At 62.4% G+C, this 22,997-nt stretch carries 20 protein-coding genes and 1 pseudogene; 12 read left to right on the top strand and 9 right to left on the bottom strand.

The features are described 5' to 3' along the window. Nucleotides 1-319 precede the first annotated feature (319 nt). Nucleotides 320-2,512: an OPT family oligopeptide transporter gene (locus tag ESZ00_RS16805; RefSeq protein ID WP_129209481.1), complete on the bottom strand. Its 2,193-nt coding sequence runs from the start codon at nt 2,510-2,512 to the stop codon at nt 320-322. Between the two features lie 469 nt (nt 2,513-2,981). Between ESZ00_RS16805 and ESZ00_RS16800 the strand changes: the two genes are divergently transcribed. The 8 genes and pseudogenes from ESZ00_RS16800 (at nt 2,982) to ESZ00_RS16770 (ending at nt 9,424) form a co-directional block, all read left to right on the top strand. Next, the gene (locus ESZ00_RS16800) at nt 2,982-4,124 is read left to right on the top strand and encodes a PP2C family protein-serine/threonine phosphatase (protein WP_229741140.1); all 1,143 of its coding nucleotides are present in this window, start codon (nt 2,982-2,984) and stop codon (nt 4,122-4,124) included. 393 nt (nt 4,125-4,517) lie between these two features. Then, nucleotides 4,518-5,417 (top strand): EamA family transporter, encoded by a 900-nt coding sequence (locus tag ESZ00_RS16795; protein WP_129209480.1) that lies wholly within the window; start codon nt 4,518-4,520, stop codon nt 5,415-5,417. Between the two features lie 276 nt (nt 5,418-5,693). Then, nucleotides 5,694-5,954: pseudogene (locus tag ESZ00_RS20525) on the top strand (double zinc ribbon domain-containing protein); the annotation flags it as partial. A gap of 66 nt (nt 5,955-6,020) precedes the next feature. Beyond that, nucleotides 6,021-6,665 (top strand): ComF family protein, encoded by a 645-nt coding sequence (locus tag ESZ00_RS16790; protein ID WP_129209479.1) that lies wholly within the window; start codon nt 6,021-6,023, stop codon nt 6,663-6,665. A gap of 57 nt (nt 6,666-6,722) precedes the next feature. Then, entirely contained in the window at nt 6,723-7,349 is a 627-nt protein-coding gene (locus ESZ00_RS16785; RefSeq protein ID WP_229741139.1) for an HNH endonuclease, read from the top strand. A 459-nt stretch (nt 7,350-7,808) separates the two neighbouring features. After that, a complete protein-coding gene (locus ESZ00_RS16780) occupies nt 7,809-8,222 on the top strand; it encodes a hypothetical protein (protein ID WP_129209478.1) in 414 nt (137 codons plus the stop codon). A 12-nt stretch (nt 8,223-8,234) separates the two neighbouring features. Then, a complete protein-coding gene (locus tag ESZ00_RS16775; RefSeq protein ID WP_129209477.1) occupies nt 8,235-9,047 on the top strand; it encodes an RNase A-like domain-containing protein in 813 nt (270 codons plus the stop codon). A 41-nt stretch (nt 9,048-9,088) separates the two neighbouring features. Continuing rightward, nucleotides 9,089-9,424 (top strand): contact-dependent growth inhibition system immunity protein, encoded by a 336-nt coding sequence (locus ESZ00_RS16770; protein ID WP_129209476.1) that lies wholly within the window; start codon nt 9,089-9,091, stop codon nt 9,422-9,424. A gap of 12 nt (nt 9,425-9,436) precedes the next feature. Here the strand turns inward: ESZ00_RS16770 and ESZ00_RS16765 are convergent, their stop codons facing one another. After that, nucleotides 9,437-10,582 (bottom strand): glycoside hydrolase family 88/105 protein, encoded by a 1,146-nt coding sequence (locus ESZ00_RS16765; protein WP_129209475.1) that lies wholly within the window; start codon nt 10,580-10,582, stop codon nt 9,437-9,439. A 209-nt stretch (nt 10,583-10,791) separates the two neighbouring features. Then, nucleotides 10,792-10,968, bottom strand: coding sequence for a hypothetical protein (locus tag ESZ00_RS20130; RefSeq protein WP_164981574.1), 177 nt, complete (start codon nt 10,966-10,968; stop codon nt 10,792-10,794). Nucleotides 10,969-11,251: 283 nt separating this feature from the next. On the opposite strand from ESZ00_RS20130, the gene ESZ00_RS16760 reads away from it, so the two are divergent. Further along, on the top strand, nt 11,252-11,587 hold the full coding sequence (locus tag ESZ00_RS16760) for a signal protein (RefSeq protein ID WP_129209474.1): 336 nt from the start codon (nt 11,252-11,254) through the stop codon (nt 11,585-11,587). A gap of 424 nt (nt 11,588-12,011) precedes the next feature. Continuing rightward, entirely contained in the window at nt 12,012-14,753 is a 2,742-nt protein-coding gene (locus ESZ00_RS16755; RefSeq protein ID WP_164981573.1) for a carbohydrate-binding protein, read from the top strand. A gap of 82 nt (nt 14,754-14,835) precedes the next feature. Here ESZ00_RS16755 and ESZ00_RS16750 read toward each other — a convergent pair whose 3' ends face one another. Then, a complete protein-coding gene (locus ESZ00_RS16750) occupies nt 14,836-15,822 on the bottom strand; it encodes an SDR family NAD(P)-dependent oxidoreductase (protein WP_129209472.1) in 987 nt (328 codons plus the stop codon). 452 nt (nt 15,823-16,274) lie between these two features. Here ESZ00_RS16750 and ESZ00_RS16745 point away from each other — a divergent pair, with 452 nt between their 5' ends. Further along, nucleotides 16,275-16,904 carry a TetR/AcrR family transcriptional regulator gene (locus tag ESZ00_RS16745; RefSeq protein ID WP_229741138.1) on the top strand — a complete coding sequence of 210 codons (630 nt, stop codon included), beginning with the start codon at nt 16,275-16,277 and terminating at the stop codon, nt 16,902-16,904. A gap of 393 nt (nt 16,905-17,297) precedes the next feature. Here the strand turns inward: ESZ00_RS16745 and ESZ00_RS16740 are convergent, their stop codons facing one another. The 5 genes from ESZ00_RS16740 to ESZ00_RS16720 form a co-directional block, all read right to left on the bottom strand. Continuing rightward, nucleotides 17,298-17,753, bottom strand: coding sequence for a VOC family protein (locus tag ESZ00_RS16740; protein ID WP_129209471.1), 456 nt, complete (start codon nt 17,751-17,753; stop codon nt 17,298-17,300). Nucleotides 17,754-17,862: 109 nt separating this feature from the next. Next, nucleotides 17,863-18,261 carry a hypothetical protein gene (locus ESZ00_RS16735; protein WP_129209470.1) on the bottom strand — a complete coding sequence of 133 codons (399 nt, stop codon included), beginning with the start codon at nt 18,259-18,261 and terminating at the stop codon, nt 17,863-17,865. A 6-nt stretch (nt 18,262-18,267) separates the two neighbouring features. Further along, complete coding sequence (locus ESZ00_RS20125) at nt 18,268-19,086, bottom strand: hypothetical protein (RefSeq protein ID WP_164981572.1); 819 nt, start codon at nt 19,084-19,086, stop codon at nt 18,268-18,270. Between the two features lie 16 nt (nt 19,087-19,102). After that, on the bottom strand, nt 19,103-19,516 hold the full coding sequence (locus ESZ00_RS16725; protein ID WP_129209469.1) for a hypothetical protein: 414 nt from the start codon (nt 19,514-19,516) through the stop codon (nt 19,103-19,105). A 292-nt stretch (nt 19,517-19,808) separates the two neighbouring features. Then, nucleotides 19,809-20,726, bottom strand: a complete 918-nt coding sequence (locus ESZ00_RS16720; protein ID WP_229741137.1) for a hypothetical protein — start codon at nt 20,724-20,726, stop codon at nt 19,809-19,811. 217 nt (nt 20,727-20,943) lie between these two features. Between ESZ00_RS16720 and ESZ00_RS16715 the strand changes: the two genes are divergently transcribed. Then, the gene (locus ESZ00_RS16715; protein WP_129209468.1) at nt 20,944-22,977 is read left to right on the top strand and encodes a sensor histidine kinase; all 2,034 of its coding nucleotides are present in this window, start codon (nt 20,944-20,946) and stop codon (nt 22,975-22,977) included. Nucleotides 22,978-22,997: the final 20 nt, after the last annotated feature.

Below are 22,997 nucleotides of genomic sequence, written 5' to 3'. Positions count from 1 at the left end.
GAGCAGGACACAGAGCGGGTCGCGGGACCGGCGCGTGAATGTGCCGGCCACATTAGCATGGAAAATTTCTGCTTCGCAATGGGACAATGCGCGAAAAGCGGCACCAGAGGTTGCATGTCCTTTGGTCACCTGCGCAGATTTGTAGCTGTAATGGTTGCAAATAAGGGCAGGGTTCAGGGGATGGGGTGTCTCTGCATCCGACAGAGTTTCCCACGTCTCGGACGCGAGACGTGGGGCACCCGATTGCCTGCCGGTGCGGGCAAACCGCAGATCCCTCCGTTGCGCGAGACAAACGCGTCCCGCGCCCGGGCGATACGGCCTACTTCAGCGGCTTGCGGGCGAAGTAGTAGAGCGAGAAGGCGAGCAGCGCGAACATCGCAACGGAAACAGGCTGATGGCTGAGAATGTTGTACGGGCCGGAGCCGGGTGCGAACCAGAGATGGACTTCGGTGCCGCGCGCGGCCTCGTAGAGCTTGAGGCAAACGCCGCAGAGGCCCATGATGCCGCCGGCGGCGATGAGTCCGCTGGCGTAGAGCGAGCCGGGCGAGACTTCGCTCTCGGTCTCGGAGGCATCCCCGCCGGCTTTGGCTACGGCGCGATCGACCATCCAGCGCATGATGCCGCCGACGAAGATGGCGAGCGTGGTGCCGATGGAGAGATAGGCTCCCACGGCGAAGGATAACGACCGGATGCCGAGCAGTTCGACGGCGATGACCAGGAAGACGCCGAGCAGGACGAGTCCCCAGGGCAGCTTGCGCGAGAGGATGCCGTTGATGACGGTGGCCATCAATCTCCCCTGCGGTGCTGCGGCTTTCTCGCTGCCGATACCCTGCGACCACTGCACTTCGATGTTGCCGCTGGAGGGGTTGTAGAGGTACTTGCCGTCGGCAAGTGTCGGCGAGCCGAGCGCGTTGAGCAGCACGTACTGCGAGCTGTCGACGAAGTGATTTGGCTTGCCGGGTTCGGTGAGTTCGATGCGCGGGCGCGCGAAGTGCTGTTGCTGGATCTGCACGCCGGAGGGCAGCGCGGAGAGGCTGAGTGCGATGGGCGCCTTCATCGGCTTGAAGGTTTCGAGGCCCTTGTTCATGGCGTTGAGGGTGAGACCGATGGAGAAGACGGAGACGCCGACGCCGATCATCACCGCGAGCTGCTGCTTCCACGGCGTTGCGCCGACGAGGAAGCCGGTCTTGAGATCCTGCGAGGTATCGCCCGCATTGGCCGCGGCGATGCAGACCGTGCCGCCGATGGTGATGGCGAGCGCACCGAAGGCGGGAGCGGTCCAGCCTTTGACGAGGAAGATGGCGGCCGTGGCCATCAGCGTGGCGATGGTCATGCCGGAGATGGGGTTCGCCGAGCTGCCGATGAGGCCGACGATGCGCGAGGAGACGGTGACGAAGAGAAATCCGAAGAGGACGACCAGCAGCGAAGCGGCGAGGTTCGCGAGCCAGCCCACCTGCGCGCCGGGTACGGGCTTGAGCGTGAGGAAGAGGAACATCAGCAGGACGAGCAGCAGACTTCCGCCGATGACCACGCCCATGGGCAGGTCGTGCTCGGTGCGCTTCGCCGTCACATTCTTGCTGATGGTCTTTGCGCCCGCGGTGAGCGTGCCCCGCAACGCACCAAAGATGGTTGGCGTGGTCTTGAGCAGGGTGATGAGGCCGCTTGCGGCGACGGCTCCCGCGCCCATGGGGCGCACGTAGGTGCTCCACAGATCGGACGGGGACATCTGCGCGATGGGCACGGTGCCGGGGTAGACCGCACCAGGTACGTGCACGCCGAAGAAGTGGATCATCGGCATGACGACCAGCCAGGAGAAGACGCCTCCCGCAATGAGCACGCCTGCGACGCGCGGGCCGATGATGTAGCCCACGCCGAGATACTCCGGCGTGGCATCGGCGCGGATGGCCGAGCCGGGCAGCCACTTCGGTTCATAGTTCGGAGTGCCGGGCCACGCGCCGAGCAGGTTCTCATTCTGGAAGAGGGTGTAGAGAGCGCCGAGTCCGAGGCCGAAGAAAACGCGGCTTGCGAACGACCCGCCCTTCTCGCCGGCGATGAGCACATCGGCGCAGGCCGTGCCTTCGGGATAAGTAAGGTTGCCGTGCTCTTCGACGATGAGCTGGCGGCGCAGCGGGATCATGAAGAGCACGCCCAGCCATCCTCCGAGCAGCGCGAGGATGAAGATGCGCGTGTACTCGAGATCGAAGCCGAGGAAGATGAGCGCGGGCAGCGTGAAGATGACGCCGGCGGCGATGGACTGGCCCGCGTTGCCGGTGGTCTGGACGATGTTGTTCTCAAGGATGGAAGCCTTGCCGAGCGCGCGCAGTACCGAGATGGAAAGCACCGAGATGGGGATGGACGCGGCGACGGTGAGCCCGGCGCGGAGGCCGACATAGACGGTGACGGCTCCGAAGAGAATGCCGAAGATGGCGCCGAGGAGGACGGCGCGGACGGTGAACTCTCGTCGCGTCTCGGTGGCGGGAACGAAGGGTTGGAAATCGGGTTGAGCAGACACGCGAAGATTCTCCAGATAGTTCAGTGCGAAGGGTGAGTGTATCAACTCCTTCGCTGCTCGCGGGACTGGCCGTCCAGGCAATCCGCTTCGCGCGGCTTTCAGCCTTCGGCCTCCGCTCCCGCTGGTCGCCACTGCGCGTGGGGCGAATTGCTTCGCGTGGCGCTCCCGCTGGTCGCGATCCGGGTTCTCTGCGGCGGAGGCAAAAACGGGTGCCCCACATCTCGATTTTGAGATGTGGGAAAGCACGAGTTCCCAATGCTGGCATCCTGCGAACCCACATCTCGAACAGAACGAGATGTGGGGCACCCGTCTTCTTTAGGCGCACTTGATTTTGAGATTCGAGTGAGACCCACCCATGACCAACTGCCTGTCATGGGTGGGGCACCCGGCGTGCAGGCGCGAGAAGAGCTATACCCCACACCCTATTCCCTATACCCTGTGTTGCATGGGGTATCCGCCACAAAGGCCGATGGCGCCACCGCCTCCGCAGCAGTCGCGCGCCGACCGCTTCTGGAAGCGTGTGACCGAGGGCATGGCGCTCAGCGAGATGTGGAAGCAGTTCCGGCGCGATGCGACCTCGAGCTACCGGCTGTACTCGAAGGATGTGAATGCGACACGGGGTGAGGGCGTTTCGCAGAGCAAGCATGTGGCCTCGGTGCTGCGGCAGTATTTCTGGGCGATTGTCGAGAAGCTGACGCCGGCGCGGCGCGTGCTGCTGCTGGTGGCGCTGGTGCTCATTTTTCTGCCCGGCGGCGAGTGGCAGTATGAGACATCGCATGGCGAGATGAAGGCCTTCGTGCTCGACTTCCACTTTTACGGCGGCCTGCTGATGTTCGCGCTGCTGGTGCTGGAGGTGGGCGACCGCGTGGTGATGAAGCGCGACCTGCAGATTGCCAAGGAGATTCAGGAATGGCTGCTGCCGGCGCAGCCTCCGGCGGTGCCGGGCGCGGAGATCGCCTTTACCACGCGGCCTGCGAATACGGTGGCGGGGGATTATTACGATGTCTTCGCGCGGCTGCGCGAGGGAGCCGGCGAGGCGACGTATCTGATCGCCGTGGCCGACGTGGCAGGTAAGAGCGTGCCCGCGGCGATGCTGATGGCCACCTTCCAGGCGAGCTTGAAGACGCTGAGCGCTACATATGGTCCGTTGACGACGCTGGTGGAGCGGATGAATCGCTATGCGTGCAGCAACAGCCAGAACGGGCGGCGGTTCACGACGGCGTTTATCGCCGAGTATGACCCGGCAACGCGGCGGCTGACGTATGTGAATGCGGGGCACAACAACCCGATCCTGCGGCGACGGGCGGGAGCGATCGAACGGTTGAACGCGGGCGGGATGCCGCTCGGCATCATGGACGGCGTGCCGTATGCGTCGGGCGAGGTGATGCTCGAGGGAGGCGACCTGCTGGTGGTCTTTACCGATGGGCTCACCGAGGCCGAAGATCTGCGGCAGCAGGAGTATGGAGAGACGCGGCTGGAGGTGATGCTCCACGCGGGTGCGATGCTGCCGGCTTCGACGCTATTGCAGACGATCATGGTGGATCTGGACCGCTTTGTCGGCGGAGCTCCGCAGCATGACGATGTGACCTGCCTGCTGATGAAGATCCTGTAGCTGCTCTGCGCCGGGCCTGCTGCGCGCAGGGCGAATTGCCTTCGGCACCCGCTCCCTTTGGTCGCGCTGTGCGTGGGGCGAATCGCTTCGCTCGGCACTCCCGCTGGTCGTGGTGACTGGCCGTCACGGGCCTTGAGCTTCGCGTGGTGCTCCCGTTGGTCGCGATTGGGTTCTACGCGGTGGAGACGGAAGCGGGTGCCCCATTCAAGCTTCGCTTGGGTGGGCGCTGACGAACCCCGGCGCTGGCTTTCGTGGTGAATCCTGTTCCCCACCCGAGCAAAAGAGGCTCGAGTGGGCCACCCTGGGTTCTTGCCTTCCCATGTCTCAGAAGCGAGATATGGGGCACCCGGGGACTGACAGCTGACGACTGACCACTTCCGGTATGCTCGGCGCATGCGGGTGCGCAGGCTGCTGGCCTATGCGGCAATCTACTTTTTGTGGGGCGGTTCGTTCCTTGGGATTCGCGAGGTGGTGGCGGTGGTGCCGCCGTTCTTCGCGGCTGCCTTTCGATTTTTCACCGCGGGTGTGCTGCTGCTCGGCTTCGCGCTGGTGACCTCGAGAAAAGACAGGGCTGCGGGGCCGTTCGCGTTGAGCGGGCGCGAGTGGCGGAGCGTGGCGCTGCTGGGGCTGGTGCTGTTCGTGGGCGATTATGCCTGCCTTTTCTGGGCGGAGCAGCGGATTGCTTCGGGCATCGCATCGGTGATCGCGGCGACGATCCCGGTGTGGATCTTTGCCGGCGAGGTATGGCTGCTGCGGACGCAGCGGCTGGCGGCGTGGCCGCTGGCGGGGATTGTGCTCGGCTTCGCCGGTGTCGTCACGCTGACGTGGGAATCCACACGGGGCAGGGCGCTGGGCTCTCTCGTCGGAATGCTGGTAGCCGTGGCGGGCTGCCTGTGCTGGTCTTTAGGGACGTTGCTGTCACGCAAGCTGCAACTGCCTGCGTCGCGCGTGGTGAGCGCGGGTTGGCAGATGGCGATGGGAGGAGCGATGCTGTTTGCGCTTTCCGCGGCAACGGGCGAGTGGGGGCATCTGCCGCATGCCGTCGGCATGCGCGTGGTGGTCGCAATGGCGTACCTGATCGGGGCGGCGTCCATTGTGGCGTTTACCGCCTATGTGTGGCTGCTGGGGCATGAGCCGATGGGACGCGTGGCCTCCTATGCGTATGTGAATCCGGTGGTGGCGCTGGCCTTGGGCGCGACGTTGGCAGGGGAGCGGCTGGCCGCGGTCCAGATTGCGGGCAGCGCGCTGGTGGTGCTGGGGGTGTTTGCGACGCTACGTGGGAGGCGGGGATAGCAGTCAGGCGCAAGACGGCCAGCGGTGAAGCGGCCAGCGTGAAACGGTGAGTCTTTTCACGCTGATAACTGGCCGTTTTGTGACAGACTGCTATCCTACGTCGCAGCAGGGATACGGCATAGCCTTTCGCTTTTTTCTCTCCATGCAACCGATTGGGCGTATACTCACACGCAACGGCGGCTTCCAGCACGCCGCCGAGCGAGGTGCGCCTTCAGCAGTCAACGTGACCGGCTGACGATCGAACTTCCCGAAAGCCAGACGAATGCCTGGCGAGCAGTGGTTCGTGTGCTGCGAAGTTCCCGCTCAGACCGTTTTCAGCCGGGCCGTACCATCCTTCACTGTGTTACCTCCGTAGTTTTTCCCGCCGACTGCCAGGTCTGCGGTCAGCCTCTTGCGGAATCCTCCCGGGTTCCGGTCTGTTCTGCCTGCTGGTCCAATCTTCCTGAACATCATGATCCGGCCTGCTCGCGTTGCGGCGAGAGCCTTGGCTTTTCTTTCTCCGGCGAGCCCCGTGAGGGTGCTGCGGACGAGCTTTGCCGCCCGTGCCGGGTATCGCCGCCTGCGTTTACGCGCGCAATCGCGCATGGGCCGTATGACGGGGCGATGCGTCCGCTGCTGCATCTGCTGAAGTATGAGGGGATGGAGCCGGTCGCGGTACGGATGGGCGATGCCGTGGCGGCGCGGCTGGCTGGAGAAACCGGGCTTCCTGCGCGCATGACGGTGGTTCCCGTGCCGCTCGATGCCGGGCGCATGCGGCAACGTGGTTTTAACCAGGCGGAGTTACTGGCGCGAGGCGTGGTGCGCGGGATGGCCCGGCGTCGTCCGGAGTGGGAAGGGAGGCTCGCTGCGAGAGCCCTGCGACGGGTCCGTGCGACTCAGAGCCTCGCGGGTCTGAGCCCATCCGAGCGCCGGCGCGTATTGCGCGGCGCTTTTTTTGTTGCCCAGCCGCAGCGGGTCGAGGGGCAGGATGTCCTGCTGATCGACGACATTTATACGACCGGGGCGACGGCACGGGCTTGTGCCTGGGCGCTGAAGCGCGCCGGCGCGGCGACGGTGTGGGTGGCAACGGCGGCGCGGGCGCAGCGGCGAGATGGCGCGATCCGGTACGAGGAAGCGTCGGCAGAGAGCGATGCACCGGGAGGTTTTCGTGAGCCGACGGCCGAAGAGATGCGGGAAGACGCGGTGGTGTGGCGGGGAACGGTCCACTCAACGCGTGCGGATAGAAAGGGGCTCTGCTTCGGAGGCTGAACGCGCCGGGCAGGCTCAAGCGAAGGACGGAGGGAAAGGATGTCGCTGGGAAAGGCTATGATTCACGCTCGCAAGCAAAAATCACTCGCCAAGTGCCACACGCTTTCACACGCCGAGGGCCGCGGTCATGATGTGGGGAGCACGGTATCCCGCGCGCGCTTCAACTCCGCCATGCAGACACCGGTGCTAGTGCTGAATGCTTCTTACGAGCCGATCAATATCTGCGGGGCGCGCCGCGCGCTGGTGCTGGTGCTGAAGGGCGTGGCGCGTACCGAAGAAGAGCAGGGCGCGACGCTGCATGCGGCGCGGGCGCGGATGCCGATGCCGTCGGTGATCCGGCTGCTTGAATACCGCCGCATTCCTCACCAGACGCGGGCCCTCTCGCGGAAAAACATCCTGCTGCGCGACCGCAATACCTGCCAGTACTGCGGCATCGTGCTGCACTCGTCGGAGCTTACGCTGGACCACGTGCTGCCGCGCTCGCGTGGAGGGACATCGACGTGGGAGAACCTGGTGGCCTGCTGCCACAGCTGCAATCGCCGGAAAGGGAACCAGTTACTTCACGAGTTAAGGGATATGAAGCTGATGCGCGAGCCGCGCCCATTCTCGCTGCACACCAGCCGGCACATCATGCGCATGATCGGCCACTCGGACCAGAAATGGCGGAAGTATCTGTACTACTAGGGCGTATCCTCCTATAGCCAGACAGAAAATGAGCGACATATATATCGAATTGTCATTCCGACCGGAGTGAGCCGTAAGGCGAACGCAGCGGAGGAACCTGCAGTCTTCTCCGGTCCAGGCAGAACTGCAGGTTTCTCCGCTGCGCAGGACGATAACGCTGTCCTGCTCCGGTCGAAATGACAACCTTTTCTCGTGGCTATAAGGGGGATACGACCTAAAACGCGTACGGGAGATCGCATGGGAGATGAGGTGGCGTGCATCCTCTCTCCTTCCGACCTGCGCCTCGCGCGGAGTGGGAATTTGGGCTGTGTTTCGCCTGCGATGTCTGCCTGTGGGAGCAGTGGGATTCTCCCAAATTTCACGATTCAGCCCACCCAGTCTGCATCCTAAATCGCTGAGATCAAGGGCGTGCCCCGGATCAGGCAGATCGGTGCGTCCGCAGGCGAAAGGGGCTTTCATTTGGCAAATCCATCCAATACCACCATCACCATCGATGGCACGAAGCTGAATGCATTCAGCACCAATGTAGGCATTTCCAGCCACACGGGTGTTTCCGGCATGCCATCTATGGGCTCGATGATATGCGGACTCCATTTTTCGGCGGACATGCATGACACCGTGAATATCCCATTCACGACCGTGAAGCAGCTCTTCGATCTTGCGAATCTGCCTACCCGCGACAAGATCAAAGACATCAAGATTGAGTTCTGGCAGGATGACAGCAAGGCCGATGCGCTTTGCAGCATTGCGTTCAAAGGTTGGATCAGCTCCTGGAACATTTCCAGCGGCGGCGGATCGAATCACGTGCTTTCGATCAGCCTGCAGCCCGCACTCGACCAGAAGAACTACTACGAATTTCAGCTTGGCAATTAAAGGGTCCGGGACATGGCGGAAGTCGATGACGGTCTGACGATCGTTCTCTCGCCGGCCCAACTGGCAGCGGTATTGCAGGCAGGGCAGCTGGAAAATCACCAGCGGCTTGTGAACCGTTTGTGGGGCGGCGCGCAGCTTGTTTTCAGCGCATTGCAGATTGTCGGCGGGGGCGCGATGTTTCTCGTTCCGGAACCGACGATGCTGACCAAGGTCGGTGGCGGGGTTTTGATTGCCCATGGCGCCGACAGCGGGCAGGCCGCAGTGCGCCAGCTCTGGACTGGCGAGGAGACAGAAGACTTCACCCAGATGGCGGGTGAGAAGCTTGCTCATAGCCTGGGTGCATCCGACCAGGCTGCACACTGGGCCGGTGTAGGGCTCGATGTCGCGGTGCCGCTGGCTGTCTCGCTGGTCCTCGGTGCCGAGCGCATCCTGGCGGTGCGCGCAGGCCGCATCTCCCTTGCCGAGGAAGAGCTTGCCGGGGGCCATACCATTCGCGAGCACATCAACCGAACGGAAACAGACCTGCGCGACCGCTTGGTCAAGCAGCCGAAGATTCCAGCCGCGACCACATGGTCCTCTGTCCGAGTTGCCGAGGATGTGATCTCTGACACGATTCGCACCAACAAGCAGACGATTGAGCAGTGGGCGATGGCGGGCGGTAAAGGGAACTTGCGGCTTGTCTACTCGGGCTCGTCACCGGTGGGCGAAGGCGTGATTCGGGCGACAGGAAAGCTGGAAACCATGACGAAGGCACGCATTATCCTGAAACGAACCCAGGTGGCAGGCCGCGTCTGGTTTGTGCTGACAGCCTTCCCGGAGCCATAGCGGATGGATGTCTTCGCAGCCATAGAGATAGAGATATTGTTATGACCTTTACGGAAAAACCAGGCCTTCAGGCTCCCGCGGAAGCCGAACACTACCCTCATCTGGATGCGCTTCTCGGCGGCTACTTTCACCAGGACTTCGATCTCTTCGGGGATACGCTCGCGGAGATTCTGGCCACCTATCGGGAAGATACTTCTGCGGAGGAGCGTGCGGCCACGCGCGCGGATATCGAGCGATTTCTCGGAACCTACGGTCCAGAGGCGCAGGCCGTGAACGAAGCCCTGGAACGCATCTTCAAGCCGGGTGTCATCATCGAGGGCTGGGATGGGCTCAATGCCACACAGTGGCTGGAGGAAGTGGCGCGGCTGCTTGCCTGAGCAGCCGCGATTTCAGCGTGTACGCGCCATGTGGTCGAGCTCGGAGCCGGCGAGCAGGAAGGCTCCTATGCCGTAGACGTAGCTGGCGCCGGGTGTGTATGCGCCGGGTGCGGCTCCGATGGGCTGAATGTCGCCGAGACGGCCGTCTGCATAGATGTGCTGCAGCAGCCCGGCCCAGCCGCGCTTGGCGACGGGCTCAAAGCGCGCGCGGTCGAGGATGCCGTGGTTCACACCCCAGGTGATGGCGTAGACGAAGAAGGCCGAGCCTGAGATTTCCGGCTCAGGGTAGTCGGCCGCGTCCAGCAGGCCGGGGCGCCAGAGGCCGTCGGGGCTCTGAATTTTAGCCACGGTATCGGCCATCTCACGGAACTTTTCGACGTAGAAGGCGCGGTGAGGATCGTTGGCCGGAAGGTGTTCGAGCATCTGCGCGAGACCTCCCATCACCCATCCGTTGCCGCGCGACCAGAAGAGCTTGCGGCCGTTCTTCTCGTGCTTGTCGAGATAGGTCGCGTCGCGGGAGAAAAGATGCTCCTGCGGGTCCCAGAGCAGGTCTGAGGTTCGCTGCCACTGGTGGTGCATGTAATCGAGATATCTGGAATCGTGCGTGACCTCGGAGAGTTCGGCCCAGGCGGGCGGCGCCATGAAGAGCGCATCGCACCACCACCAGCCGGGCTTGGCCGGGTCGTCGGGAATCTGCATGACTTCATCGAACTGGGCGCGCATGGGTGCGATGCGCGTTGGATCGGGATGCTCGCGATAGAGCGCGAGATAGGACTGTCCGATGGCCTGATCGTCGGCATGCTGCTTGCGGGGGCCGAGCGTCCATGCGTAGTGATCGGCGACGCCGAGCACCAGGTCGCGATAGGCGGGATCGTGCAGGGTACGCGAGGCAGAGAGCAGGCCGAGGTAGAGCGTGGCGAAGGTCCAGTCCTGACTCGGGGTGTCGGCCATGCGGTGCGCCTGCCAGTCGGCAACCTTGCGCATCGCGGCCTCAATCGCTGCAGGCTTGATTGCGGGCGAAAGCCGGGCAGCGAGTGGGCCGGGATCGGCGGGAGCGTCGCCGGGTTCGGCCTGGCGCGTGGCCGGGCTTTGCGCCTGCAGGCTGGTGGCAGCGAGTACGAGGCAGAGGCTGGTGCGGGTCAGCAGTTTTCCGATCATCGTCGCAATGCTTTCCGTCGCCGGGTCGATTTCACCGGCATGAAAGATGGTGTTGATGGCAACAAAGAAATTTGTTTTGAAAAGAGGCAGGTTGGGTTCTGCGATGCGATGCGTGATGCGACGGGGTTGTCTGCGATCCCGGCATTCCGAAGAGGAGCACAGGGACAGCATGCGCCCAGCGGGGGCTGGGCGCAGTTCGCGGCAGACGGTTAGCTCTGTCCGTCCTTGGCTTCTTCCTTCTTTTCGATCAGGTCGGTGATGGCTTCCGTTCCTTCAAACCCTGCGATTGCGGCTACGCCTTCGGTGATGATGCCTGCGTCCGGGTCAAGCTTCTTGACGCCTTCGACCGCGGCGAATGCTCCGGCTGCTTCTTCGAGAATACCCATGCGCGACTCCTTGGTTACAGCAGTTGTTCCATGTTCGGATCGAAGGATGAACCGGCATGGAATGGGGGCAGTGTAGCATGCGGTCCTGTGCTTCGGCAGGATGGAGTGCGCGGCTGATGCGGGGGAAATGCGGATTGACAGCCGGTCCTGTTTTGACCGAGACTTTGGCGCGGAGCCGGGGTTTCAGGAGCCTGTCATGCACTTTTACCCCGGGATGAACGCGCGTGACAGATTTGCATCTTCTGTAAACAGAAGCTGAACATTGAAAGGATAGTTAAAACCCATGAGAACGCTTCGTATCCTCGCCCTGTGCTCGGTGGTTTCCACCGGCATGCTGTTCGCCCAGACCGCCGCTACACCCGCTCCCGCAGCTTCCACGCATGCTGCAAAGGCAACGGCCGCAGCGCCCGCTCCGGATGCCGCCGCAATTGCCGATGCGAAGTCGAAGGGACTGGTTTGGGTCAACCTGAATACCAAGGTGTATCACCAGTCGAGCGCCAAGCAGTATGGCGCGACCAAGAACGGCAAGTTCATGACGGAAGCCGATGCGAAGGCAGCCGGCTATCGTGCGGCGAAAGACGGCGGCGCCAAGGCGGCGAAGCCGGCGGCCGGCAAGTAGCAAAAACAGGAGCAGCCTCTGTCCGCGCTCGCGCGGGGAAGAGGTTTGAAGGGCAGGCTTCCGAAAGGAAGCCTGCCCTTTTGCATGCGAACGCGCAGAGGCTTTATGGCGAGGAAGCGAGGCCTGTTTTTGTAACTGTCACAGATATATGTTCCCGCGGGTTGCCGTAGATAAGGAAGCTCTGCAGGCGGGCCCGGTTTTGCGGGAGAAGATGAAGAAATCTCCATACTTCTTAAGACAAACGTTTGTTCTTGACAGGCGCAAATTTTGGGTGATATCCATCCTGTCGCGTGCGAAATGCGGTTTCGCGGCGGAGAGAAGAAAAAATCTGTTCTGACAGGACGATGCAATGCAATCTCCCATGAGTGTGAGTGCTCAAGGGCGCGGGACAGCTGCGCTCTTTTTTCGGATGGCGTGTGGCGCGGTGCTTCTTCTGGCGGCCGGTGCGGCGGGAAGGGCGCAGACGGTCAGCGTGGTGCAGACGAATGCGGACCAGTCGGCGCTGCTGGCGCCGCAACCCTCGCTCACTTTTGAGCCGGGGACGGGCACGCAGATGGCCATCGACGTGGATGATACGGTGCGCTACCAGACGCTCGATGGCGTGGGTGCTTCGTTCACCGATTCGGCGGCGTACCTGGTGTGGAACAAGCTGACGGCCGCGCAGCGTACCGCGCTGATGCAGGATCTCTTCGGTACCGGCGGCATTCATCTGAGTTTTCTGCGCCAGCCGATGGGTGCGACCGACCTGGCGTTGAGCAATTACACGTATGACGACCTGGCTGCGGGAGATACAGACCCGCAGATGACGCAGTTTTCCATTGCGCATGATGAGGCGTACATCATCCCGACGATCCGGGCGGCGTTTGCGGTGAATCCGCAGATCAAGGTGCTGGCGCTGCCATGGTCGCCTCCGGCATGGATGAAGACCAGCCAGTCGACCGGTGGAGGGACGCTCGAGACGCAGTATTTTCCGGCGCTGGCGAAGTACTTCACGAAGTTTGTGCAGGCGTACGAGAAGGACGGTGTGCCGATCAACTATGTTGCGGTGCAGAACGAGCCGCTGTATGAGACGACGGGCTATCCGACGATGTTCATGGCGGAGAATGACGAGGCTACATTCATCAGCCAGTATCTTGGCCCCGCGCTTCTGGCGCAGCGCTTCAAGAACCAGGGATGGAATTTTGCCGGGCAGCACCAGGATGCTGCCGATGCGACGCCGGGCATTCTGGGCTACGAGCATAACTGGGATAATCCGCTCTATCCCGAATTGCTTTTGCGCGATCCCTCGGTGCGGCCATGGCTGGCCGGTGTTTCGTTCCACTGCTATGCAGGCTCGGTCTCGGATGCGCAGAATGCGATTCATGACTTAGATCATGGCGCGCCGGTGTGGTTCACCGAGTGCACGGGCGGATCGTATGCGCCAAACTTCGCGACCAACCTGCCGAATATGGTCGAGAGCGATGTGATCGACGTGCTGCGCAACTGGGGCAAGAGCGTGACGCTGTGGAATATGGCGCTCGATCAGAACGGCGGCCCCACGGTGCAGAACGGCTGCACGGACTGCCGCGGCGTGGTGACGATTGATACCAGCACATCGCCGGCGACGGTGGAGCGCAACGTGGAGTACTACGTGCTCGGGCATCTCTCGAAGTACGTGCAGGCAGGGGCATACCGCATCTCTTCCAACACCTTCGGCTCGGGCAGTGTGGAGGATGTGGCCTTCAAGAATCCGGATGGCTCGATTGCGGTGGTTGTGCTGAATGCGGCGTCGGAGGCGAGCACGTTTACTCTCAACTGGCGCAGCCAGAATGTGACGTACACGCTGCCGGCCGGCGCGGTCGCGACCTTTACCTGGCAGGGTTATCCGGGATCAACCTTTGGTGTGACGGCCGGGCCGGATGCGCAGACGGTGGCTCCGGGCGACAACACGGGTTTCGTCGTAGACGTGGATCATTACGGGCACAGTCTCGGCCATGTGCGTCTCGATCTTGGCAGCCTGCCTTCGGGTGTATGGGGACGGCTGGAGCCACAGCTGTTCGCTTCATCGAACGGGATGGCGCAGCACTACGCATTGCAGCTGGATACGACATCGGGCGCGAGCGCAGGGATATATCCGGTGACGGTGACGGGTGTGCAGGGCAATACACAGCGGAGCTCGACGGTGCAGCTGACGGTGGGCTCTCCGGAGACGCCGTATGGCGGTTCGGCATGGCCGATTCCGGGAGTGATCCAGGCGGAGAACTTCGACAACGGCGGCAAGGGCGTGGCGTACTTCAACCTGGCGACGACCGATCAAGGCGGTGCGAGTTACCGGCCGAGCGAGACGGTGGGCATCGAGGTGACGAGCGACACGGGCGGCGGCTACGACGTGGGCTATACGGCGGAAGGGCAGTGGCTGAAGTATACGGTGAACGTGGCCACGACCGGGTTTTATAGCCTGCAGACGCGTGTGGCTTCGCTCGGTGACGGCGGCTACTGGCATGCGGAGTTCGACGGCCGCAATGTAACGGGTAACCAGTACACCCCGGCAACGAATGGATGGCAGACATGGGAGACGATGTATAGCCCGGTCTTCCGGCTGGCGGCAGGGCAGCACGTGATGAAGATCGTCTTCGACGGCAATGGGCCCACCGGCGGGATGGGGAACTTCAACTGGTTTGCCGTGGAGCCGGTTACGGCATCCACGCCGTACGGCGGCACGCCTGCAGCGGTGCCGGGCACGATCCAGGCAGAGAACTTCGATGTGGGCGGCAAGGGCGTTGCGTACTGGAACGGCAATACAAGTAACAATGGCGGTGACAATTATCGGCCGGGTGAGACGGTGTACATCGAAGCGTGCTCGGATACCGGCGGCGGCGCGGATGTGGGATCGACAAATCCGGGCGACTGGCTGAATTACACCGTGAACATCGAACGCGCCGGGCGCTACACGCTGCATGTGCGGGTAGCGACGGATGTCGGCGGCGGTGTCTTTCACCTGGCGGTGGATGGGCATGATGTGAGCGGGCCGATCACGGTGCCGGAGACCGAAGGCTGGCAGACGTGGCAGACGCTCGATGTACCGAATATCCAGCTGCTGGGAGGCACGCACACGCTGCAACTGGTGATGGATACGGGCGGTTATTACAACACGATCGCCAACTTTAACTGGTTCTCGCTGGACTAGCTCTGCTGGACTGGAGCGAGAACAATACGCGGCCGGCGAGGATGGGTGCCTCCTTCTCGCCAGCCGCATTTTTTGTGATGGGTTAGAAGGTTTCTCCGACGAGCTCTTCGCTCTTCTTCCAGAGGGCTTCGGCGTTGGCTTCGTCGAGGGCGTAGGCGCGGACGCCTTCGTTCATCATGCCCAGGGGCTGGCTGTCGGGAACCACGTGGCTGACGTGGCAGTTTTCGCAGAAGCGCGCACCGACTTCCTCGGCCGGGGCGACGACTGCGGCCCAGATGGAGGTCGCAGCACCTTGGGGAACGGTCTTCCACTGGAAGGGACCTTTGCCTTCAGCGGCGAGCTGCTGGTTGATCTGGTCGATCATGGCAGGGATGGCGCCGGGGTCCATGTGGCGGGCAAGCTCGGTCTGGATGCCGCCGGGATGGACCGCCGTGGCGCGGATGCCGCGGGCGCGATGGCGCTTGTCGAAGGCGACGGCGAAGAGAATATTCGCGGTCTTCGAGCGCCCATAGCCGACGAAGGGCTGGTATTCGGTGTGCTTGAAGCCCGGGTCGTCAAGATTCACGTCGGAGAAGCGATGCCCCGAGGAGGAGAGATTGACGAGCCTTCCGCCGTCACGCAGCAGCGGCGCGATGCGGTTGATGAAGACGAAGTGGCCGAGGTGGTTGGTTCCGAACTGCGTCTCGAAGCCATCGACGGTGTAGCTGAGAGGCGTGGCCATGACACCGGCGTTGGCAATGATGATGTCGAGGGGCTCACCTTTGGCGAGAAACTTATCGGCTGCGGCGCGGACGCTGGCGAGGCTGGCGAGATCGAGCTCCAGGAGCTCGAATCCGCCGCCCGAGGCTGCTGCGGCTTCGCGGATTCCGGCGGTGGTGCGCTCGGCCTTGGCGAGATCGCGGACGGTGCCAATGACATGCGCGCCGTGCGCGGCGAGGGCGCGGGCGGTTTCAATGCCGAGGCCGGCCGAGACGCCGGTGACCAGAATTCGCTTACCCTTGAGAGAGACGCCCTTGAGGACGTCCTCGGTGGTGGAGTTGTAGCCGAATGTTTGCGGAACGGTCGACATGGGTGCTGCTCCTTAGAGGGTGTTATGGACTTTCGGGTGATCGTCGTTGCTGGGGCAAATCGGCCCAGACGAGGCGGAGGACGAAGGCTTAGGCTATTCCTAGGGCGTATCTCCAAATAGCTGGTATGAAACTAAAGAGCTTGCCCATATCGTTGTCATCCCGACCGGAGCGCAGCGGAGTGGAGGGACCTGTGTTTTTGCTGGTACCGGAGAAAACTGCAGGTTTCTCCACTCCGCAGGACGATGAAACTGTCCTGCTCCGGTCGAAATGACAGCCTTTTACTATCGCTCTATGTGGATGCCGCCTAGGGTTGAACTGCGGAAATCGGGCTGCGTGCAGGCAGCGGTCGGTTACGGAGTCGTCGAAAGAAAATTTAAAGCGGAGACTGTCTCCGGTAGATATAGATAAACGGAGGGTGGCTCCGGTTGCAAGAATCGCGATGAAAAAATCTTTGACCCAAAAAACTGCCCGCGGGGCGGCGAAGAAGGCCGCGAAAAAGCCAAGTACGAAGATGACGGCGGAAGAGTCTCTCCGGAAACCGAGAGCCGATGCGCAGCGCAACCGGGAACGGATTCTTGCCGTGGCCAAGGAGGCCTTTGCGCGGTCGGGCGCAGAGCCGAGCATGGATGAGGTTGCGCGGCTGGCGGAGGTTGGGCCGGGAACGCTGTATCGGAATTTTCCTTCGCGGGATGCGCTGATCGAGGCGCTCTACCGGGTGGAAGTGGAAAAGCTGGCGGCCTCGGCGCGGGAGCTCTCGGCGAGGCTCAAGCCGGGAGATGCGCTGCGGGAGTGGCTGTGGCTGCTGGTGGATTACATGGGCGCCAAGCGCCTGTATATGCCGGCGCTGCAGACGATGGTGTGCGGCACGGCGGATGTGTTCGCCGTATCGGGCGCGGCGCTGAGCGGAGCGATTGAGCTGCTGGGGACGCGGGCGATTGCGGCCGGAGTGATCCGGGCCGACGTGGCGCCCATGGACCTGATGCTGGCGCTGTTCGGCGTGGCCTATGGCGGTCCGAAGGAAGACTGGCAGGAACGGGCGCGGCGCATGGTGCATGTGTTGCTGGTGGGGGCTAAGCCTTAAAAGCAGGGGGTAGGGTGTAGGGTGTAGGGTGTAACTGGGCCGGTGCCTTCGGCTGCTACGCGCAGGGCGGGACTGGCCGTCCAGGCCTTTCGCCTTCGGCCTCCCGCTCCCGATGGTCGCGGATGGGAGGTGTTGTTCCCCATTCAAGCCAAAACCGGGCTTGAATGGGCCACCCGTTGCATCCTGCAAACCCACGTCTCAAAAGCGAGACGTGGGGCACCCGTATCCTCGCTTGTGGAAGGAACTGCAGGTCCCTTCGCTTCGGCCGGGATGACAAGATGCGGGAGGGGTGAGAGAACTAGATCCTACGCCCTATCCCCTACACCCTATCCCCTACACCCTATCCCCTACACCCTATCCCCTACACCCTGTTTTATGGGGTACCGGCCGATCTCAGCCTTCGCGGGCGGCGGCTTCGAGTCTGGGCAGGTCCAGCTTGATCATCGTCATCATCGCTTCCATGGCTTTGGGATGCTTGATCAGTTCGCCGATATTGCGGGGTACGATCTGCCAGCACAGACCGAAGCGGTCGGTGAGCCATCCGCAGGCCATGGGCTTTCCCCCTTCGATCAGCTTGTCCCAGTAATGATCGATCTCCTGCTGAGAATCGCAACGGACGAAGAACGAGATGGCCGGGTTGAGTTGATAGGCGGGGCCGCCGTTGAGAAAAACCATCTCCTGGCCTTCGAGCTCGATGGTGACTGTGGCCGTTTTGCCGGCAGGCCATGGGCCGACGCCTTTCGATCGCACCTCGTCGAGTTTGCGTGCATGCGGGAAGATGCCCAGGTAGAACTCGGCTGCATTTTCGGCGTTGTCGTTGAACCAGAGAAAGGGCGCGAGTTTATTCATGGCTGGCATGGTACCGCCGGCGGGCCGTGGTCAGGTAGGGCATCGAAGGAGCCGATGTTCATCCACTCAAAGCAGCTGTGACCTGCCTGCCTGCTTCGCGATGCGGAGACTACATCATGGGGCAGCTGAGCCTGGGCTGAGGAGGCGTCTGTTTGAGTTGATCGAAAGATTCGTAGCCTGTCACATTCCAGCCTGAGCCGGCATAGGTGGGGTCGGATTTTTCGAGTGTGATGACCTGGAATGGGCAGGATGTCTGTTTTGTTGTTGTGGAGGGGAGGAGCTCGAGGGTCCACACATCGTGATCGTGGCTGGAGACACGATAGGGCTGGTCGCAGGTGCTGAAGGAGCTCTTCCAGCGTAGACGGGTGCGGGTGGTTTTGAAGTAGCCGGAACAGGCGTGGCCGTCGCCTTCGAGGGAGAGACGTGGGTAGGGATGGACGGCAGCATTCTGCGCGGTGGCTGCGGTGGACAGAAGAGCAAGCAGAAGCGCGGTGCTGAGAGCTCTCATGGTTCGCTATTTCCTTCCGTGAGCCGGGACGCGCATGGGGGTGTGCTTCTTTGCAGGATGCTTAGGGGGTGGCGCGGGAGCTCGCTCCGGCTTGATTTTGCCGGTGATGATGTCGAGTGCGAACTGGAGCTTGTCGGCGTAGTTTCCGTCGCCTGCGTTGTAGTGCTTGGCAATGAACTGGAGGGTGCGAGGGCGCCAGCCGATGATGGCCAGGTGCTTGTGCACCTTGGGCGGCGCGGGATGCTTGGGATGATGCGATTTTCCATGTGCCGCAGGAGCGCTTTTATGGGCCGCGGATGCGGGCGCGGGCGTTACAGGAGCAGGTGCGACAGGAGGTGCTGCGGGAGCGGCTCCTGAGGCCGGCGCTGCGGGAGTGGCGGCTGGTGCGGGGGGTGGATCTGCCTGCAGGCCGAACATGGCGGTGATCTTGAGGACGTAGCCGACGCCAGCTTCGATGTTGAGGTTGCCGTTGACGGGCACATTGGAGACGGTGAGCATGTTCGCGTACTCGGGCGGGAGAACGAGCTTGCCGGTAGGCGAGGTGAGCAGTTCCCGAAGGCCGGGGTCTCCATTGACGCCGATCTGCATGGGCGCGGTTTGCCAGGCCGCGTTGGCCGCACCGGATTCGACCCAGGTGATGGCCTTGATGACCTGCCAGTCGATGGGTTGATAGTTGGCAGTGCCGCTGAGGAATTTGTTGTAGGTGTTGGTTACGAGCTGGAGCTGCGCATCGTAGCTGTTCCAGGGGGCGGGGTTCTTTGCAATCTCGTCGGAGAGCTGAACCTCCCACTGCTTCAGCTTGGCTTCATCATGCGGATACGGCATTCGTTTGTCTCTCCAGTTAGTTCGACATCTTCACATCGACATACTGCTTGTTGGTGAGAGCCGGCTGGAGGGTGAGGCTGAGGAGGTGATTGGAGCCTGCACCGCTGATGGTGTAAAAGCTGGAGATCCAGCCACTGAACTGATAAACACAGATGGCATCCTGCCTGCTTTCATCGGTCCAGTACTCGATCTTCATGTCGCGCACCTTGTCGCGAGTGAGCTGGTTGGAGAGCCCGAAGAGCGCGCTGAGGGTGCTGAAGGGCATGTTCACATTGTCGTGAATATCGACTGTGACGCTGATGGAGCAGGATTGCGATCCCATGAGCGGCATGCCCATTTCATCGTGAATGGTGCTGAAGCCGACGTGCGTGGAGATGGCGTTGAATTGATTTCCATCGATGGTCACTGTGGTATTTCCGGGGGATGCCATGAAGGGGATGCTCCTCTGCTGTCTGTCTTACGGATGATGCGGAATAATTGGATGCACGATCGCGCATCCAGGTTGAAGAGCCGTTCCGGCGTATCCGTGCTTTTTCCGGATCGGCGCGCTGGGATTTTCGCTTTCTGCCCAGGCTGGCTGGGGTACCTGACTGCTGCGCGCAGGGCGAGTGGCCTTCAGCCTCCACTCTCTTTGGTTGCGATGGAGGCCTGTGTGAGACCCACCCATGCCAAACCCGGGCATGGATGGGGCACCCAGGTTTTACGATCGATCTGAGCCCCTGTTATTGCGGCTTTTGCGGCGGTTTCTGGTCGGGTTGCTGCTGGCCGTTGTTGGTGATGTCCTGGCCCTGGAAGAGCACGCGCACGCTGGCGTTGAAGTGCTTGTAGTTGGTGTACTTCAGCGTTTCGCGGATATGGACGTCCTGGCTGAGATAGCCGTGGCCGCCGGAGAAGTGCAGGATGCCGTCGCCCTTGGTATAGACCGGAAACCAGTATTTGCCGTCAATCTGCTCGCGGTAGGTAACGAAGGGCGGAGACAGGTCCTCGTGCCCTTTGCGGGTGTCGTCGGGGACATTCTTGCCGTCGGTGACGACGATCTGGAGATCGTGCTGATCGACCCAGATACGGCCCTGGAAGTAGCGGTGCGGCTTCTCGATCTTTTTGGGAGCAACGTCGAAGACGTAGGTATCGACGTCGTCGATTTTCTGCCGGCCGACGTAGTGGAGGTCATACTGGCCGACATCTTCTTTGGTGAGCACGAAGGGCAGGCGCTGCTCGATGTCCTGGAAGTCGGCGGGGGACATCTGCACCCGTTCGAGGGTGCTGGCGGGGGCGAGGACGACGTGCTCCATGCGCTTGCCGTCGGGATCGAAGGAGATGTCGGTGACCTCGTAATACTGGCCGTCTACTTTATTGTCATCGTTCAGGGTTTCGACCTTCACGCTGCGCTCGTAGGTGTAGTTGTCCATGGCCTGGCGGAAGACGGATTCCTTGGCGGTGAACTGGTCGATGATCTGCTGCGGCGGGATGGTGGGCTCGGAGGTGTCGAGCGGGCCGAAGCCGGAATCGAGCGGCATGGCGGTATAGGAGACCTGTGCCTGGGCTATGGCAGGGGCCAGCAGCAGGGCTCCGGCCGCAAGCATGCAGGCCAGACCGAGGTGAGAACGAGGAGAGGCGGGACGGACAGCAGATGCGGGCACGCGGAGCTCCTTCACGCCTTCATGGTAGCGCCTTTGGGAGCGGCAGGCAGCAACGCGAGGAAAAGAGAACTGGCGGCTCACGTACACTGGCGGTACGATACCGGTTTCGCAGTCACGATAGCCGTTTCTGGCTGTATGCCAGGTGGTGTTTTCCTGAAGAAAAGCCACTCCGTTTCTGCGGTTATAGCCACTGCGAAACAGGTATATCCCGTTTCTCATGATGGATGACTACCAGGTTCCAACTCTGATCCTGCTCTGGCTGCTTGTCGCGGTATTTGCCGTGCTGAATGTGCAGCGCAGGAACTGGCGCCGCCGGCTCTGGCTGGCGGGATGGCTGCTGATTGCTACGCAGATGCTGCTGGAGGTACTGGGACCGGCTGGAGGGTGGTCAAAGGCTGCATACCGAAGCTGCGGAGCGCTGGGGATGCTGATGTTCCTGGGATCGATGGCCGTGCCGTTTTTCGGCAAGCGGCAGCGGATCTCCTGGGTGGCGATGTTTGCCATGCCGTCGCTGCTGTATGTGGTGCTGACGTCGGTAGCGGGCGGGGCAGGGCCTTTCTTACGCGGTGTGGAGTTTGCCGCGGTGGTGGCGACCGCGGCGGTCTCTGTGGCATGGAGCAGGCGCCCCGTGCATATGCCCCGCTGGGGAACGATGTCCTGGGCATCGGCGGTGTCCGTGGTATGCCTGTGCTATGCGGCTCTGAACCAGCCTTCCATGGTGATTCATGCTGCACAGGCAGGAATCGGAATCTGGACGGCAGTCCTGGTGGTGGCGATCTACCGGCGGCCCTCGCCGGGAGTCATCTTCACGGCGGCGGGATTTGTGATCTGGCAGGTGGTGCCGCTGCTGGAAGGGATCATGCCGCTTTCTCCCGGCGTGTGGCTGCCGGTGCACCGGTTTTCGAACCTCGTATGCGTGGTGACGGCGATAGGGACCATTGCGCTGGTGCTTGAGGAGGAGACGCGGGAAAACTCGGCGGGACAGCGCCGGGACCGGCGTGCGCGGCTGGAGATGGAGCGCTATGCCAGGTTGAATTTTCCGGCCGAGCCTCATCAGGACTTCGGGATGCACTACCGGGCGGTCGTGGAGGCAGTGGTCGAGGCAAGCCGGTTTTCGCTGGCGGCGATCCTGCTTCGGCAGGTGCCAGGACGCGTGCGTCTGGCGGCTGTGGCCGGTGCAAGCCCGGAGCAGGGAAGAGCTCTGGAGCGGCTGGCAGCGGGGATCAGCGAAGAACAGCTGATCTCGGCGTGGATGGAGATGCGAAAGCAGGCTACGCAGCCGGTCCATGGCAGGTCTCTTGAGTTGTGCCCCTGGATTGCGCCGTCCGACAAAGTGCATTTCACGGACAATGAGCCGCTGCGGACGGTTGTGATCAGTACGCGCGAGGGGGATCTGCAAGGGGTGCTGGCGGTCGGGACGCGGAAGGAGCAGGACGATCCGCTGATGCCTGAGGACTTGATGGCGCTGCAACTCCTGGCTGCGCGGCTGGCGTCGGCGCGCGAGAGTGCTGCGTTGCAGCGGAGAGTGACGCAGTCGGAGCGGCTGGCCGGGATTGGGCGGCTGGCAGGAGGCATTGCGCACGAGCTCAATAATCCTCTAACCGTGGTGATGGGGTATGCGGAGCTGCTGGAGGAGACCTCGACCGAGGAGAAGACCCGGCGCTACGCGGGAGTAATCCGGAGCGAGTCGCAGCGAATGCGGCAGGTGATCGATGGGCTGGCACGTTTCTGGAGACCCTCGCCCAGCCCGGTGGCCGCGCTGGATCTGGAATGGGTGCTGCGAGGGCTCGAGACGGAGCTGCGTCCGGAGTGTGAGGGGCAGGGAGTTCACTTCGAGGTGTGCGCGGCGGCGGATCTGCCGCCGGCGAGCGCCAATCCGGAGCGGCTGGCGCAGGTGCTGAAGCAGCTGGTGGCGAATGCTTCGCGGGCCGCGGCCGGTGAGGGCGGGAAGCCGTGGGTGCGGATGGAAGCCGGACAGGGCGAGGAGCATCTGCGCATCGTGGTCTCGAACAGCGGACCGGGGTTTCCGGAGCCGGAGCGGTTGTTCGATCCGTTTTTTACGCTGAAGCCGAAGAACGAGGGCGCGGGCATGGCATTGAGCCTGTGCTACTCGATGATCCGGGAGCTGGGCGGAGATATGAGCGCCTACAATTTACAGCCGCACGGGGCTGCGGTGATTGTGGAGCTGCCGGTGGCTCTGCCTGAACCGAGGGAGAAAGACGCTTCTGCGGGGATGATCCACGGCGAATAAAGCGCGTGGATGCTACATTC

It is taken from the genome of Silvibacterium dinghuense, assembly GCF_004123295.1.
GTDB classification, from domain to species: domain Bacteria; phylum Acidobacteriota; class Terriglobia; order Terriglobales; family Acidobacteriaceae; genus Silvibacterium; species Silvibacterium dinghuense.
This window is presented reverse-complemented; position numbering and strand designations above follow the sequence as displayed.

What these genes read in the sequence shown, in the direction of transcription:
- ESZ00_RS16785 (WP_229741139.1), top strand. Translation starts at nt 6,723, where the DNA reads ATGATTCACGCTCGCAAGCAAAAATCACTCGCCAAGTGCCACACGCTT.
- ESZ00_RS16760 (WP_129209474.1), top strand. Translation starts at nt 11,252, where the DNA reads ATGAGAACGCTTCGTATCCTCGCCCTGTGCTCGGTGGTTTCCACCGGC.
- ESZ00_RS16790 (WP_129209479.1), top strand. Translation starts at nt 6,021, where the DNA reads ATGCGTCCGCTGCTGCATCTGCTGAAGTATGAGGGGATGGAGCCGGTC.
- ESZ00_RS20125 (WP_164981572.1), bottom strand. Translation starts at nt 19,086, where the DNA reads ATGCCGTATCCGCATGATGAAGCCAAGCTGAAGCAGTGGGAGGTTCAG.
- ESZ00_RS16795 (WP_129209480.1), top strand. Translation starts at nt 4,518, where the DNA reads ATGCGGGTGCGCAGGCTGCTGGCCTATGCGGCAATCTACTTTTTGTGG.
- ESZ00_RS16735 (WP_129209470.1), bottom strand. Translation starts at nt 18,261, where the DNA reads ATGAGAGCTCTCAGCACCGCGCTTCTGCTTGCTCTTCTGTCCACCGCA.
- ESZ00_RS16750 (WP_129209472.1), bottom strand. Translation starts at nt 15,822, where the DNA reads ATGTCGACCGTTCCGCAAACATTCGGCTACAACTCCACCACCGAGGAC.
- ESZ00_RS16770 (WP_129209476.1), top strand. Translation starts at nt 9,089, where the DNA reads ATGACCTTTACGGAAAAACCAGGCCTTCAGGCTCCCGCGGAAGCCGAA.
- ESZ00_RS16740 (WP_129209471.1), bottom strand. Translation starts at nt 17,753, where the DNA reads ATGAATAAACTCGCGCCCTTTCTCTGGTTCAACGACAACGCCGAAAAT.
- ESZ00_RS16765 (WP_129209475.1), bottom strand. Translation starts at nt 10,582, where the DNA reads ATGATCGGAAAACTGCTGACCCGCACCAGCCTCTGCCTCGTACTCGCT.
- ESZ00_RS16775 (WP_129209477.1), top strand. Translation starts at nt 8,235, where the DNA reads ATGGCGGAAGTCGATGACGGTCTGACGATCGTTCTCTCGCCGGCCCAA.
- ESZ00_RS16715 (WP_129209468.1), top strand. Translation starts at nt 20,944, where the DNA reads ATGATGGATGACTACCAGGTTCCAACTCTGATCCTGCTCTGGCTGCTT.
- ESZ00_RS20130 (WP_164981574.1), bottom strand. Translation starts at nt 10,968, where the DNA reads ATGGGTATTCTCGAAGAAGCAGCCGGAGCATTCGCCGCGGTCGAAGGC.
- ESZ00_RS16725 (WP_129209469.1), bottom strand. Translation starts at nt 19,516, where the DNA reads ATGGCATCCCCCGGAAATACCACAGTGACCATCGATGGAAATCAATTC.
- ESZ00_RS16800 (WP_229741140.1), top strand. Translation starts at nt 2,982, where the DNA reads ATGGCGCCACCGCCTCCGCAGCAGTCGCGCGCCGACCGCTTCTGGAAG.